This is a genomic window from Bacillus sp. FG16 (assembly GCF_057809515.1).
On record NZ_JBMDKC010000010.1, the window covers coordinates 47,132 to 61,139 of the forward strand.

General features: G+C 34.3%; 15 protein-coding genes and 1 pseudogene. 10 read left to right on the forward strand and 6 right to left on the reverse strand.

The features are described 5' to 3' along the window. The first annotated feature begins 2 nt into the window (after window positions 1-2). The 8 genes from flhF (at window position 3) to ACODS7_RS06040 (ending at window position 6,537) form a co-directional block, all read left to right on the forward strand. Window positions 3-1,313: a flagellar biosynthesis GTPase FlhF gene (gene flhF, locus ACODS7_RS06005; protein ID WP_088022594.1), complete on the forward strand. Its 1,311-nt coding sequence runs from the start codon at window positions 3-5 to the stop codon at window positions 1,311-1,313. A 42-nt stretch (window positions 1,314-1,355) separates the two neighbouring features. Continuing rightward, the gene (locus ACODS7_RS06010; RefSeq protein ID WP_001013934.1) at window positions 1,356-2,129 is read left to right on the forward strand and encodes a flagellar basal-body rod protein FlgG; all 774 of its coding nucleotides are present in this window, start codon (window positions 1,356-1,358) and stop codon (window positions 2,127-2,129) included. A 153-nt stretch (window positions 2,130-2,282) separates the two neighbouring features. Beyond that, on the forward strand, window positions 2,283-3,581 hold the full coding sequence (locus ACODS7_RS06015) for an NtaA/DmoA family FMN-dependent monooxygenase (RefSeq protein ID WP_098628989.1): 1,299 nt from the start codon (window positions 2,283-2,285) through the stop codon (window positions 3,579-3,581). 138 nt (window positions 3,582-3,719) lie between these two features. Beyond that, window positions 3,720-4,430, forward strand: a complete 711-nt coding sequence (locus ACODS7_RS06020; RefSeq protein WP_029441915.1) for an alanyl-tRNA editing protein — start codon at window positions 3,720-3,722, stop codon at window positions 4,428-4,430. Between the two features lie 17 nt (window positions 4,431-4,447). Further along, window positions 4,448-5,284: a TrmB family transcriptional regulator gene (locus ACODS7_RS06025; protein ID WP_029441916.1), complete on the forward strand. Its 837-nt coding sequence runs from the start codon at window positions 4,448-4,450 to the stop codon at window positions 5,282-5,284. Beyond that, window positions 5,277-6,002, forward strand: a complete 726-nt coding sequence (locus ACODS7_RS06030; RefSeq protein WP_243168302.1) for an AzlC family ABC transporter permease — start codon at window positions 5,277-5,279, stop codon at window positions 6,000-6,002. The genes ACODS7_RS06025 and ACODS7_RS06030 overlap by 8 nt, the downstream gene beginning before the upstream one ends. Beyond that, window positions 5,993-6,304 carry an AzlD domain-containing protein gene (locus ACODS7_RS06035; protein ID WP_000425944.1) on the forward strand — a complete coding sequence of 104 codons (312 nt, stop codon included), beginning with the start codon at window positions 5,993-5,995 and terminating at the stop codon, window positions 6,302-6,304. Before ACODS7_RS06030 ends, ACODS7_RS06035 begins: the two co-directional genes overlap by 10 nt. Before the next feature lie 62 nt (window positions 6,305-6,366). Further along, on the forward strand, window positions 6,367-6,537 hold the full coding sequence (locus ACODS7_RS06040) for a DUF3951 domain-containing protein (RefSeq protein ID WP_000602245.1): 171 nt from the start codon (window positions 6,367-6,369) through the stop codon (window positions 6,535-6,537). 25 nt (window positions 6,538-6,562) lie between these two features. Here ACODS7_RS06040 and ACODS7_RS06045 read toward each other — a convergent pair. From ACODS7_RS06045 to ACODS7_RS06070, 6 genes and pseudogenes are all read right to left on the reverse strand, one after another. Next, window positions 6,563-6,922, reverse strand: a pseudogene (locus ACODS7_RS06045) (hypothetical protein). Window positions 6,923-7,037: 115 nt separating this feature from the next. After that, window positions 7,038-7,622, reverse strand: coding sequence for a dienelactone hydrolase family protein (locus ACODS7_RS06050; protein ID WP_050843186.1), 585 nt, complete (start codon window positions 7,620-7,622; stop codon window positions 7,038-7,040). Window positions 7,623-7,624: 2 nt separating this feature from the next. Beyond that, the gene (locus tag ACODS7_RS06055) at window positions 7,625-7,960 is read right to left on the reverse strand and encodes an antibiotic biosynthesis monooxygenase family protein (RefSeq protein WP_098628988.1); all 336 of its coding nucleotides are present in this window, start codon (window positions 7,958-7,960) and stop codon (window positions 7,625-7,627) included. A 69-nt stretch (window positions 7,961-8,029) separates the two neighbouring features. Further along, window positions 8,030-10,255, reverse strand: a complete 2,226-nt coding sequence (locus ACODS7_RS06060; protein ID WP_098628987.1) for a glycosyltransferase — start codon at window positions 10,253-10,255, stop codon at window positions 8,030-8,032. 214 nt (window positions 10,256-10,469) lie between these two features. Next, the gene (locus ACODS7_RS06065; RefSeq protein ID WP_001025734.1) at window positions 10,470-10,649 is read right to left on the reverse strand and encodes an H-type small acid-soluble spore protein; all 180 of its coding nucleotides are present in this window, start codon (window positions 10,647-10,649) and stop codon (window positions 10,470-10,472) included. A gap of 66 nt (window positions 10,650-10,715) precedes the next feature. Beyond that, entirely contained in the window at window positions 10,716-11,930 is a 1,215-nt protein-coding gene (locus ACODS7_RS06070) for a helix-turn-helix domain-containing protein (protein ID WP_029441921.1), read from the reverse strand. Between the two features lie 119 nt (window positions 11,931-12,049). Between ACODS7_RS06070 and ACODS7_RS06075 the strand changes: the two genes are divergently transcribed. Both ACODS7_RS06075 and ACODS7_RS06080 read left to right on the forward strand, forming a co-directional pair. After that, window positions 12,050-13,318, forward strand: a complete 1,269-nt coding sequence (locus tag ACODS7_RS06075; protein WP_016082160.1) for an MFS transporter — start codon at window positions 12,050-12,052, stop codon at window positions 13,316-13,318. A gap of 126 nt (window positions 13,319-13,444) precedes the next feature. Then, entirely contained in the window at window positions 13,445-13,969 is a 525-nt protein-coding gene (locus ACODS7_RS06080; protein ID WP_000736437.1) for a COG3014 family protein, read from the forward strand. The last annotated feature ends 39 nt before the right edge of the window (window positions 13,970-14,008 follow it).

Below are 14,008 nucleotides of genomic sequence, written 5' to 3' on the forward strand. Positions count from 1 at the left end.
TAATGGAAAGTACAGAAAAGAAAGAAGCGTTAATGCGAATAAAAGCAGCTTCGAAAAATGAATTGTATCGAAAGTTATTTGACCAATATGGTACAGATTATTATTACGTTGTCGATGAAAGTGTAAAACGAAATATACCGTTTTTCTGGAAAAAGGATTATGAAATGTTAGTTGCTTTTCCAGAAGAAAAACAGGAAGAAGTGAATGAAGGTACAGCACAATTTCATGAACAGTTAATGGATGTCGTGAATGATCCTTCAGAACAAATTGTGAAGGCGAATGGAATTCAATCAGTACTGCACAATTTAGAAAACGTAACGACTTCTATGTCATACGCGGCAATGCAAACAGGAAATAGTGAAGAATGGGCAAGAAAAAAAGAAAAACTATTAAAGCTGTTTGAAAAAGGAATTGTCGTGGTGAAACAGACGAAAGAAACGGAAGTACCGAAAAAGAAAAAAGTTGTGAAACAAGTCGTTCCGGTAAAGAAAGAAGAAGTAGTTCCAAAGAAAGAAAATCAAGAATCTGTACCGTTTATTATTCAAAAAGTAATTCGGATGCTAGAACAAAACGATGTAGAACAATATTTCATTTATGCATATGCTGAAAAGTTAAAAATAAAGTTTGAAAATGCAACGATGATTACGGAAGAAGAAGTTATTAGGTACATATTGGAAGATATGAAATCTCATTTCAATACGGAAAACGTCTTTGAAAAAGAAGTACAAACAATTGCATTAATCGGTCCAACTGGTGTTGGTAAAACGACGACGCTTGCGAAAATGGCATGGCAATTTCACGGTAAGAAAAAAACAGTTGGTTTTATAACGACAGATCATTCGCGCATAGGGACAGTGCAGCAATTGCAAGATAACGTAAAGACAATTGGATCGGAAGTAATTGCTGTGCGTGATGAAGCTGCAATGACAAGAGCGCTTACGTATTTTAAAGAAGAAGCGCGCGTCGATTATATTTTAATTGATACAGCCGGAAAAAATTATCGTACGACAGAAACAGTAGAAGAAATGATTGAAACGATGGGACAAGTAGAGCCAGATTATATTTGTTTAACGTTATCAGCTTCGATGAAAAGTAAAGATATGATTGAAATCATTACAAACTTTAAAGATATTCATATAGATGGTATTGTGTTTACAAAATTTGATGAAACAGCAAGTAGTGGTGAATTGTTGAAAATTCCAGCAGTATCATCAGCTCCTATTGTATTAATGACAGATGGCCAAGACATAAGGAAAAATATACATATCGCTACAGCTGAACATTTAGCGAAACAAATGTTACAAACATCGTAGAAAAGAGGTGAAGAATAAGGCGCTTGCCTTATTCAAACGAATATGAACGGTCTTTATATAGGTTCTATGGGTATGATGAACTACATGCAGCGAATTAATGTTCATTCGAATAACGTTGCAAATGCTCAAACGACAGGATTTAAAGCAGAAAATATGACGTCTAAAGTATTTGATGTACAAGACACATATCGCCGCGGAGATGGGGCGGTAACAAATATCGGTTCGGTCGATTATGCTGTAGTACCAGCTGCAACACATGTGAATTTAGTACAAGGAAATATACAAATGACAAATAGCGCTACAGATTTCTTTTTAGATGACGGCGCAGCCGGCACAACATCATTTTTCGTTACTTCTAAAAATGATGAAACGTTTTTAACGAGAGATGGTAGTTTCACATTAAATAGTGATCGTTATTTACAAACATCTTCAGGTGCTTTCGTAATGGGAGAGAATAATGAGCGTATTCGTATTCCAGAAGGAGCAAAGGTTGCTGTACAAGCAGATGGTACATTATATGATGAAGTAACACAAAATAATATTGCTCGTTTGCAAACAAAAACAGTAGATGCAGAAACGAATGCTCGTCTCGTACAACGTGAAAATAAAAGCTTTACACTAGCAGAAGGAAACATTGCTAATTTACCGAACGGAACAGGAATAGTAAAAAATCATATGCTAGAAAATTCAAATGTAGATATGACGAAAGAGATGGCCGATCTTATGACGGATCAAAAGATGATTCAAGCATCACAGCGCGTTATGACGTCATTTGATAAAATTTATGAAAAAGAAGCGAATGAAATATTGAGATAAAGGACTTCCAAAAGTGGGAGTCTTTTTTGTTATTGCTTTTATTACAGTTACATCATAAAATGATAATGATTATCAATATCATTTTATCTATTTTCATAATGACAGCAATATTTGTTTAACTAAGTGAATTAAAAACAAGGGGATGGTGTATATATGTCTACAAAGAATCAACTTTGCATTGGATTATGTTTAATTTCTAGAAAGAAAGAACAAGAGAATGAGTTTAATTCCGGAATTGATGAACAAGTAGAGTTGGCACTACAGGCAGAAAAGGCTAAGTTAGATTTTGTTTTTAAAGCCGATTATTTAGTGGCGCACCCAGATTTAATTGCTCGTAATAAAGGGAATGTCATTTTAGACCCGACGTTACTGTTTACTGCTATTGCTTATGCGACAGAAAAAATTGGAGTCGTTACAACTGCTTCAACTTCGTTTTATCCACCATATATATTAGCAAGGCAATTACAATCGTTACACTGGATTAGTAACGGCCGAGTAGGGTGGAATATTGTTACATCCATTGACGGTGCTGAAAACTTTGGTGAGGAAGAGATGCCATCATCTGAGGAACGATACGCGAAAGCGGCAGAATGTACAGAGTTAGTAAGAAAACTTTGGAGGAGCCATCCTTATGAAGTGTTGAAAATAGATAACACTGAAGTTATTAGAGAGATGGCTAAGCCAATTGAACATAGCGGTGAATATTTTGAGGTAAAAGGTCCACTTAATATTCCGCAGCATATATCAGGAGAAATGCCATTATTTCAAGCCGGTGCTTCAGAGTCTGGTCGGAATTTTGCTGCTTCTGTTGCTGATGCAATTTTTGCTGCAACGCCAGATGTAGAGTCAGGTATTGAACTTCGTCAAGATTTAAGAAGAAGAGCAGAAAAACATGGCCGAAAGCAAGATGCTATACGCGTATTACCTGGATTATATTTCTTTATAGGTGATACATATGAAGAAGCGTTAGAAATGCATAGGCAAGCTCATCAACATCTCACAAAAGAGAAGAGATATGCGTTACTTGAAATGGTTCTCGGATTAGATGCGAGAGGGATTCCGCAAGAAAGTAAAATTACAGAAGAGATGCTGCCAAGTCGGGATCAAACTGTTCGCAGTAAAACTCATGCCGAGTTATTACGGAACTTCATTATTAAAAATGAACCAACAGTTGAACAAATATTAGAACGACCAGAAGTTGTTGGATCGGCTCATTGGGTTGCAGTTGGTACACCAAAAGACGTTGTGAAGCAAATTATGGATAGGCTTGAAGCAGGGGCGTTAGATGGATTTATTGCCATTCCAGGAGGACCTCCAAAGTCACTAGATCTATTCTTTAGTGAAGTCATCCCTTTATTTGTGAAGGCGGGTGTATTTAGGGAAGAGTATACAGGTTCTACTTTACGGGAGCATTTGGCGGGGAACATATTAAATACTTTACAGTTAAAATAAATAATAGTATGTAGAAAAAAGCCTTATTATAAAAGGATTTTTTTGTTTGAAATTAAAAATTCTGAAATATAAGTTGACTGTATGAATGTTATTTTTTATATTAGTAGGTATAACTATAACTACTAAAGAGGTGAGAGTATGACAACGGCATTATATTTAGAAGATGCATACAAAACGAGTTGCGAAACAGAAGTGATAAAAGTAGAAGGGAATAAAGTATTTCTAAAAGAAACAGTTTTTTATCCAACTGGTGGAGGGCAGGAATGTGATACGGGTGTCATTGTACAAGATGGGTCTGTATTTGAAGTTGAAAAAGTAAAGAGGGAGCAGGGAGAAATAGTTCACTATATAAAAGGTGAAGCTCAAGTAAAATTAGGTCCAGTTAAATTAGAGATGAATTGGGAAAGACGTCATAATTTAATGCGTCATCACTCTTTACTGCATCTTATCGGAGCTGTTGTTTATGAAAAGTATGGAGCACTATGCACCGGAAACCAAATTTACCCTGATAAAGCACGTATCGATTTTAATGAGTTACAAGAGTTATCGAGCGTGGAAGTAGAAGAAATTGTTGAGGAAGTGAATAAACTTATTGAGCAAAATAAAGAAATTTCCACTCGCTATATGAGCCGCGAAGAAGCAGAAAATGCTGTAGGAATGATTAAAACAGCAATAAATCTCCTGCCAACTACTATCCAAGAAATCCGCATTGTTACAATTGAAAATTTAGACGAACAAGCTTGTGGAGGCACACATGTGAAAAATACGAGTGAAATAGGAACACTTGTTATTGATAAAGTAAAAAGTAAAGGGAAGCAAAATCGTCGTTTTGAAGTAAGGGCGATTTAGATTGTGAGGGGTTACCGATGGATGAAATTATAAAGGAATTACAAAAGTTAGGATTTTCCCAGTATGAATGTAAAGCGTATATTGGATTGTTAAAACACTCCCCAGTAACAGGCTATGAAGTGAGTAAACAAACAGGAGTACCTCGTTCTATGATTTACGAGGTACTCGGTAAGTTAATGGATAAAGGTGCGGTGCATATTGTACCTTCTGAACCAGTTAAATATGTACCAGTACCAGCTACCGAATTAATGAATCGAATGCGAAAAGACTTTGAAAAGTCCTTTGAATTTTTAGATGAGAAATTAAATTGTTTAGAACAAGAGCGACAAATAGATGTAATTTCGCATATTCGCTCAAATGATCGTGTTTTAAAAGAAATATGCAATATAATTAATAGGGCAAAGGAAGAATTATGGATTTCTGTATGGGAAGAACAAGTGCATGAAATTGAGCCATACATTCATCAAAAGGAAGAGGAAGGCGTACATATATTTTCAATCTTATTTGGAGCTCCAGAAACAAAAATAGGAGCGACGTTTCACCATAATTATATGACGCCCCACGTTGTTGAAAAGAGAATGGGTGGTCATTTAACTGTTATTGCTCGTGATGGAGAGGAAGTATTAATTGCGAACTTCTCAAATGATAGCACTTCATGGGCCGTTACAACGTATGACCCAGCGCTAGTTCTCGTTGCGACAGAGTATGTGCGGCACGATATTATGGTTGAAGAAATCACAAAGGAATTTGGAGCTGATAAGTTAGATACGTTATGGCGTGAAAATATAGATTTAGTTCATGTCGTAACAGGAAAACGAACTTTAGAAGGAATGGAGGATGATAAGGATGAGTAAAGCTGAGGCACATGTAGCTTTGCAGAGCGATGATACATTTCAGCAAGGAGTAAAAGATTGTTTACCAACTGTATTTGGTTATTTGAGCATCGGTATAGCAGCTGGTGTAATTGCAAAAACAGCAGGTTTTTCTATCATTGAAATTACATTTATGTCCACTTTAATTTATGCAGGTTCTGCCCAATTTATATTAGCTGGTATGTATGCAGCCGGTGCTCCTGCTTCCGCAATTATTTTTACTGTATTTTTTGTTAATTTACGCCATTTATTAATGAGCGCAGCGCTTGCACCGTACTTTACGAAAATTCCTCTATTTAAAAACTTAATCATCGGTTCGCAAATTACAGATGAAACTTTCGGCGTTGCAGTGCAGCACGCAGCGCAAAAAGGATATTTAGGTGAAAGATGGATGATTGGGCTTAACGTAACAGCGTATTTAAATTGGATACTTGCTACCATTATTGGTGGGCTATTTGGTGAGTGGATACCAGATCCACATACATACGGGATGGATTATGCATTACCAGCGATGTTTATCGGATTATTTGTTCTTCAGCTCATAAGTAGTAAACCAAAACTAGTAATTCATTTAAGTGTTGCAATTGTATCGATTATTATCGCATACGTTTCACACCTATTTATGCCAGATAGTATAGCGGTTATTATCGCAACATTACTAGCTGCGACGATTGGAGTGGTGATTGAAAAATGGAAATGAGATTAGATGTATTATTACTTTTACTAGCAGCAGGAGCTGTTACACTTGTGCCACGTATTTTACCTCTACTCGTATTTAGTAAACTACAAATTCCTGACTGGGGTTTAAAATGGTTAAATTACATACCAATTGCGATATTAGCAGCGCTTTTAGCACAAGTTTTATTTATGCATGAGACGATGCAGTGGGATTATCTTATTGCAGCAATCCCAACATTTCTTGTTGCAATATATACTCGTAGTTTATTAGGTACAGTATTAACGGGAGTGGTTGTGATTATTTTGTTACGTTTCTTTTTCTAAAAAGGATTACGCTCATATAATAGCGAAAAGTGTAATAACATGAAAAATATAGGGGTGGTGTTATGATACTTTTAACGATAGGAGCAATTTTGTTAACGTTGTTTATTTTCTTTATTCTCGGTTTTATTACATTTATGATGTTTGTTGATAAGGCGACGCCTCAAATATATTATACACCTTGTGAATCAGTGACAGTGAAAGCTAAAGGTAAACATAGAAGGAAGAAAAGTTGAAAGTTGGCTTTTCTTCCTTCTTCTATTACATCCCCGAAAGAACTAACAACAACAGCCCAAATAAAAAACTAATAAAGGAAAGAAAACCAATACATATCGAGAACACACGATTATTTCTCCATTCGCGCCAGCAAACGATAAATCCTAAAATACAAAGGAAAAACCAAATGGGCAGGAATATGAACTAGCTAACTTTCTCGGGGAGTAACGAATAAAAAGTTGTTACATATAAGATCCAATTTGTAAAAAATAAAATGCAAATGATAATAGATTGTAGGTAGGGGCGGTTGAAAAATCTCCTTTTTTTTACGGTTTTAAAAATGATAGTTAGCGCTGAGATAAAGGCAATGAGTATGAAAACAAGTAAGAGTAATGTCAGCGTCATTTGATTCTCCTTTAAAAGATTGTTTTTATCACGCATGGGCAGTAAGATCCACACCTTAAAACTCAACGTAAGAAAAGAGATTAGGTGGGGGATGAACCCCCCACTGATTGAAGTTTCACTTTACAAGAAATGAATCTATTAAATTGTATGCTTGTTTTGTAGAGTGCCTGTTATATTTTTCAGTGTACGGATTTAGAAATCCATGTTCACCGTGTAGTTGTTTTATTTCTAATAAAGGATTTTTTTGTTGCTGCAATGTTTGAATTAAAGAGGATACTGAAAAACTAGCTTCTTTTTCAGGGAATATAAGTAGTGTAGCGCATGTAGGCTTTATGTGAACATAGTCGCGTATACGAGAACCGTAACATCCGATAATAAAATTTATTTTCGGATTGTTACTACATAGCCATGAGACGGTAGCTCCAACGCTAAAGCCGATAAGACCAATATGTGTATAACTACTAGAAAGATGAGAAATGAATTCTTCAATTTGCTTTTTTCCATAATCAAATCCAATATGATTTACAAAATGTTCATATGCTTTTTCTTCATCACTATAATGAAATGCATGTTGCGATTGTAGAAGGTTAGGACAGAATACGTCTATATGAGATGAAGTAAAGTGATTGGTAACGTGATGCATATGGTCGTTCACACCATATATTTCATGAACAATAACGAGAGCTACTTTTTTCTTCATAGTTATATTGTGCCTCTTTGAAACTTAAATTCTTTCTCAACAAGGCAGATACGCAGGTGGAAGTTTTCATACCATTGCTCACGACCTCTTTTTTTCGCTTCTTTATGTAAGACGTTCTTCTTCCAATTTTCAATCGCATCAAGTGATTCCCAATAAGAAATTGTTATCCCGAGTCCAGAATTACCTCGTGAACTTTCTACACCTAAAAATCCAGGTTGTTGCTTTGCAAGTTCCTCCATTTTTCCGGCAACGGTATTATAGTCTGTTGTATCATTTGATAAATTAGAAGTGAATATAACTGCATAATAATGATTCGCCTTTTGTGAAGCATTTTCCATATAAATTCCCCCTTTAATAAGTATTTTAGCATGTAAAAAAGAAAAGAAGCAGTACGCTTCTTTTCTTTTTTACGCTGTGAATTTTAATCCAGCATATATTTTACGACCCTTTTTTTGAATCCAACACACTTGTGCATTTTTCTTTTGAATATTACGTTCTTCCATTGTTACTTGTATAATTTGGTCAATCACAAGAGGGATGTTCGTTTGTACTTGGCACCCACCTGTACTATAGTCGATAATGGTCGCTTCAATCGGCATTCCATTCATATGCAATGTTCCAGAAGACATCAGTTGCTCACGTATATGTTGCCTGCGAAATTGTCTTGGTGCTTTTTTGGTATTTTTTATGAAAGATGCAATTGCTAGTGTAAGAAATGCTTTATCGTACACCTTTTCCACCCGGTCATTAACCGGTTTACTAAATAGATGAAGAATGAGTTTACAATATTGCTCATGGGATACATCATCAAATGATACACCAACTTGTACAGAATTTTCTTGTCTCCGAATCCATTTTTTTGTACTATGAATCTTTTCTACCTCGCCAAAAGATAGCGTATAGGAAGATAGACTTGATAAAGTTTCAAATGGAATGGAGGGATCTAATTCAAAACGTGCCCCCGTTTCACTAATATCAAGGACATGGCAAGAAATGATCATATCTTCAGCATATAAAGTACCTGGTAAATTTACTACGAAACGTTCTGAATTTCGAAAACGCGGTCTTTCAAATGCTACAAATAGTGAAGTAACAATAGCTATCCCGTTGTATAGTACCCAGAAAATATTAATATATAAGCTTTCTCTTTCAATATGATATTGCTCAGGATATAAGAGCATAAGTGTTGCTCGAATCAGTGCAATAATTGTTAAAATGAGTAATACGAGGTGAGGGACGCTTGTAATCCATAAAAAATGCCTTGTATTATTTTGAACTCCCTTTCTTGTTACATGAAATTGGAACTTTTTACGTAAGAAAGTTTCTGATAAAATAGCAAATCCCATATAAGGAGCCATAGCAACTTCGTACACATGACTCCACGTAGTTGTGCGTTTCTTATTAGAAACAGCTTTGAAAATAAGCTGTGATGTTAAAAAGGCAGGTGCCCAAAACATAAATAAGTGCATGAAATTAATTTCTAAACTATAAATATCAAATACTAAAAATAATAGCGGTGCTAGTAAAAATATCATTTTATAAATACCGAAAAACCAATAATGGATTCCATCTGCATATAAAAGACGCTGCATAAAAGATAATCCTTTTATAGTGAAAGGATTCCATTTCTTTACGACTTGAATATTCCCTCTACACCAGCGGTCACGCTGTTTTAATAAATCACTAAATGTTTCTGGGGATAATCCAACAGCTAGTGTTTCATTGACAAATATAGTTTCCCATTTGTTAGCTTGTAGTAGCATACCAGTTGCCATATCTTCAGTAATAACTCCAGTCGCAAATCCTCCAATTTCTTCAAGCGCAGTGCGACGAAATAGGGCGTTACTACCAACATACATCGTAGCATTAAAGCGATCTTTTCCTTCTTCTAACTGCCGCATAAAGAAATCTTGTTCATTGGCGATGTTATCTTCAAAAAACAAATTATATTGGAAAGGATCAGCATTATAAAAAACTTGTGGTGCTTGAACGAATACAACATTATTTTTAGAAAAATAACCAATCGTTCGCTCTAAAAAGTTAGCTCGTGGTATCATATCAGCATCCATTGTTACGATAATATCACCTTTTGAATGAAGCATCGCATGATTTAAATTTCCAGCTTTTGCATGCTTATTTTCGGTGCGAGTTATGTGCTGAACAGAAAACTCTGCCGCAAGTTGCTTTACACTTTCACGGCGCCCGTCGTCACAAATATAAATGTTTAGTAACTCTTTCGGATAAGTAATCAACGTACAGCCAGCTACAGTACGTTTTAACAAATCGATCGGTTCATTGTAAGTTGCGATAAATATGTCGACAGTAGGTAGTTTTTCAAAATTGGATAATGGTATTTCTTTTCGTTTATATGGTTTCCATGAAATAATGCTGAAAACGATAGATTGTAAGTAACCAGCCCATTCTGTAATTAACAATATAATACCAGCGATAATACTTATGAGATTAATAGTTGGTAACGAATAAAAAGTTCGCCAAATAAGATAAATAGCATTACAAATGAGAAATAGAATAATAAGTAATTTTTTTGACCATAAATATTTGTGTGCAAGGGCGTAAGTCATAATGATTACGAAAAAAATAATACCTAAACCTTCGTATATAGAAAGGCTCATACAATTCCTCCTTTATGTATAGAGTGGGAAAAATAAAAATATATTATTCGTCTATAAAGATTTAATTATTTCCAGATTATACAATATCACAAAATATAGGGTTAGAGTATAAATTTTACATTTTCTTATTATAAGCTTAAAAAAATTAGAAGAAATAATAGTTGTATTTTTGATTCATAAGAAAAATGCCACTTCAAAAGAGAAGTGGCATTTCTTATATTTCCTCTAAGCTATTAACTGGAACAGTTAATTCGCGTCCTGGGTTTTTTACTTCATATATGCGGGCGGTTTCATTGCTTTCATCGACGTGTTGAATCATAACAGGCATGCCTTGAAAACTGACATTGGCTTGTTCCGCTGACACAGAAAGCTCTATTGCACGTTGTATATTCATTTATATTCCTCCCATCATTATTATCTTTGCTAAAAAAGAGGAATAATATACCATTTAGAGACATTCTTAAAGTTTTTGTATTATTTGTAATGTTTCTTTAATAAATGAAGAAAAGATGGAATCAGGATAACCATCTATCGTTTGAACTGCTTCTTTTGCTTCTGTCAGAGCAGCTGGTTTATCTTGAAGTTCTATATGACACAGGGCACGATATGATCCAGCTGTTAATAACCATGACTGATCAAGTGGATGACTCATATAATCTGGAATATTAGCACGTTTTAATGTTTCCAAAGCTTCCTCGTAACGTTTTAAACCATACAGAGATTTTCCTTTTTCAAGATAATACAATCCATCGTCTTGAAAAATCGGTACATCTTTTAGTTTTTCTCGGAATTGTTCTAAATGTTCTAATGCAATTGTATATTCATTCGTAACGGTATTGTAGTAATAAGCTTTTAATATATCTATATTTGCAGCGGATAAAGTATCTTCTGTAAAAATGGCAAATTGCTCCGATTTTTTTATGTAATATAAATATCGTTCTTTATCTGTTGTAATGATTTTTTGATAAGATAAAATACGGTAAAATTCATCTGTTTTATAATAAACTTGATGTTTTTTTGAAAATGCAAGTGCATCTAAAATGATTTTTTCACATTTTTCATAATTACCATATGCGAGTAAAATAATTGCTTCTTTTAAATATAATTGTATATGTGTAATAAGATCCATTTCTAAATTCTTCGTTTTATATTCATCGCGAATTTTGGTAATCAACTGTAAACATTCTTTATATTTTTTCCGTTTGTAGAGCATATAGTAAAACAGTAGTTTCGTTTCAGTACTTTCGCGATACAAAGTATATTTTTCAAATATAGAAACAGCTGTTTCAACGTAATATTCAATATTGTAATCGTTCATAATAGCCGCTCCAGTTATGAACTGTTTATATAAACGTGCTGTATTTAAAGTAAGAGGTAGTTCTTTTTGAACGATAGGTAGTAAAGTTTCATATACTTCATCGCATTTATTTGCTTTTATTAATGGCTCCATTTTTTGAATGAGTGCTACAATTTCTACATCATCTTCTTCTAATAAAAAACTCGTTTCACATCCAAGTTTTTCAGCAATATATTGTAATGTTTTCATGGAAGGCGTAGCTTTTCCATTTTCAATTTGGCTGAGCATACTTTTTGTCAGTTCTGAACCTGCTAGTTCTGTTTGCGTAAGCTTTTTTTCTTTTCGCAATGCTTTAATTTTTTCTCCGAGAGTAGTCATATTGTAGCTCCTTTATGAATAAAAAGTTAAATGTGATTAAACTTTTGGTTGTAAAAGTTGGAAAGTTGATTATATAATAAGTTTAACACAATTTAACTTTTAAGGGGAGAGAGTCAAAAATGGGAGATATAAGTATAGGACAACATGATTCAAGAATGAAGATTGCAACGAGAAATATCATTTTAATGATGATTGGAAAAATGACGTCTTTATTAGGCGCAGGTATTTATACGTTCGCAATGGGGTTATATGTATTAAAGACTACTGGTTCAGGGATGGGGTTTGCAATTACGCTCGTTTGCGGATCACTTCCAAGGATGATCTGTGGTCCAATTGCTGGTGCTGTAGCAGACCGTGTGAATCGAAAATGGCTTGTCATTGGTACTGATTTATTAAGTAGTTTAACGATGCTTAGTATGTTTATTCTTGCTACTATATTTGGACCATCACTTCTTTTTATTTATATTTCAGCAGCATTATTATCAATTTGTGCAAGTTTTTATTCCGTTGCATTAACTTCGTCTATTCCGAGTTTAGTAGATGAAGGACGTATTCAAAAAGCGAGTGCTTTAAATCAAACGGCGGCTTCTTTATCAAATATTTTAGGGCCGATTATTGGCGGAGTTGTATATGGTTTCTTTTCAATTAAATCGTTTTTCCTATTAAATAGTATTACGTTCTTTTTAGCAGTTATTTTGCAATTATTTATCGTATTTGATTTATATAAAAAAGAAGTGGCTGAGAGTACAGAGCATTTCTTGACGAGTATAAAAGAAGGTTTTTTATATGTAAAAAGACAACGTGAAATATATGGTTTAATGAAAATAGCATTGTGGGTAAACTTTTTTGCGTGTGGTCTAACAGTTGCACTTCCATATATTATCGTCCATACATTGCATTTATCTTCAAAGCAACTCGGTACTGTAGAGGGAATGTTAGCAGTCGGGATGCTAATGGGAGCGATTGCTTTATCAGTGCGTAAAGAAGTGAATAATCCGTTTCGTTCTATTTATACTGGACTGTTTTTGTTTGCAGGTTTAAGTTTATGTACAGTCTTTCCGTTGTTAGTTATCATTCCAAAATTAGCAAGTTTTATTTACTATATTGCTTTTATGATGTTAACTGGTATAGCAATTATGATTGTAAACATTCCAATGCAAGTACATATGCAAAAAACGACAGACCCGAGCTACCTAGGGCGTGTGTTTGGCCTACTTGAAACAATTGCGACTGCAATCGCACCACTTGGTATGATTGTATATGGACTACTATTAGATATGTTGCCAACTAGCATTGTTATGATGACAATAGGCGGAGGTTTATTGTTAGTTGTATTAGTTGGAGTAAAGCAACATATGGCGAAAAAACAAGTAGATGTGTCCGCTTAAAAATAAGAAAATAATAAAAATTTGACTTATTATTATAAAAATGACTAAATTGGTATTTTAGTTTTTGAAACTCTTTTTCATGTATGTTAAAGTAAAGTGAGCTTGCAAAGAAAAGGAGACAACAGCATGAAAAAATTAAGTTTTGTTATGCTTTTTCTATTAGTCGTAATGGCTGGATGTAGCAATTATGACACATATATTGAAACAGGTATGCAATCATTGAAAGATGAAAAGTATAGTGATGCAACAATGTGGTTCGAAAAAGCAGAAAAAGAGAAATCAGGAAATGAAGCCAAATCATATAAAGAAGTTGCTGAGAAAATGGATCACGGAGCAACAGCATTAAAAGACGGTAAGTATTTAGAAGCGAAAGACATTGCAAATGAAGTGTTACAAAAGAAAAAAGATGATGAACTTGAAAAAGCCGTAACATCAAATGCAGAGAATATGCTTCAAAAAGCAAAAGATGTGGAAGAGAAAGTAAATGAAAGAGTGGCAAAGCGTAGAAAGGTAGAAGAAGAAGGAATCGATAAAATTATTAAAGCTGTCGATAGTATAGATGAAGTGAAAGAAAAAGAGAAGAAAGTATCAGAAGCATTAGATAAGGCTGAAGAGGCGCAAGCAAAAATTGAGGCAAAGAAAAATAAATAGATTTATAGTTTAAAAGGCTGTCGTGCATAACGACAGCCT

Excerpts from the sequence above, each read along its gene's own strand:
- ACODS7_RS06060 (WP_098628987.1), bottom strand. The coding sequence starts at position 10,255 with ATGAGCCTTTCTATATACGAAGGTTTAGGTATTATTTTTTTCGTAATC.
- ACODS7_RS06040 (WP_000602245.1), top strand. The coding sequence starts at position 6,367 with ATGATACTTTTAACGATAGGAGCAATTTTGTTAACGTTGTTTATTTTC.
- ACODS7_RS06035 (WP_000425944.1), top strand. The coding sequence starts at position 5,993 with ATGGAAATGAGATTAGATGTATTATTACTTTTACTAGCAGCAGGAGCT.
- flhF (WP_088022594.1), top strand. The coding sequence starts at position 3 with ATGGAAAGTACAGAAAAGAAAGAAGCGTTAATGCGAATAAAAGCAGCT.
- ACODS7_RS06055 (WP_098628988.1), bottom strand. The coding sequence starts at position 7,960 with ATGGAAAATGCTTCACAAAAGGCGAATCATTATTATGCAGTTATATTC.
- ACODS7_RS06015 (WP_098628989.1), top strand. The coding sequence starts at position 2,283 with ATGTCTACAAAGAATCAACTTTGCATTGGATTATGTTTAATTTCTAGA.
- ACODS7_RS06080 (WP_000736437.1), top strand. The coding sequence starts at position 13,445 with ATGAAAAAATTAAGTTTTGTTATGCTTTTTCTATTAGTCGTAATGGCT.
- ACODS7_RS06030 (WP_243168302.1), top strand. The coding sequence starts at position 5,277 with ATGAGTAAAGCTGAGGCACATGTAGCTTTGCAGAGCGATGATACATTT.
- ACODS7_RS06020 (WP_029441915.1), top strand. The coding sequence starts at position 3,720 with ATGACAACGGCATTATATTTAGAAGATGCATACAAAACGAGTTGCGAA.
- ACODS7_RS06025 (WP_029441916.1), top strand. The coding sequence starts at position 4,448 with ATGGATGAAATTATAAAGGAATTACAAAAGTTAGGATTTTCCCAGTAT.
- ACODS7_RS06050 (WP_050843186.1), bottom strand. The coding sequence starts at position 7,622 with ATGAAGAAAAAAGTAGCTCTCGTTATTGTTCATGAAATATATGGTGTG.
- ACODS7_RS06075 (WP_016082160.1), top strand. The coding sequence starts at position 12,050 with ATGGGAGATATAAGTATAGGACAACATGATTCAAGAATGAAGATTGCA.
- ACODS7_RS06065 (WP_001025734.1), bottom strand. The coding sequence starts at position 10,649 with ATGAATATACAACGTGCAATAGAGCTTTCTGTGTCAGCGGAACAAGCC.
- ACODS7_RS06070 (WP_029441921.1), bottom strand. The coding sequence starts at position 11,930 with ATGACTACTCTCGGAGAAAAAATTAAAGCATTGCGAAAAGAAAAAAAG.
- ACODS7_RS06010 (WP_001013934.1), top strand. The coding sequence starts at position 1,356 with ATGAACGGTCTTTATATAGGTTCTATGGGTATGATGAACTACATGCAG.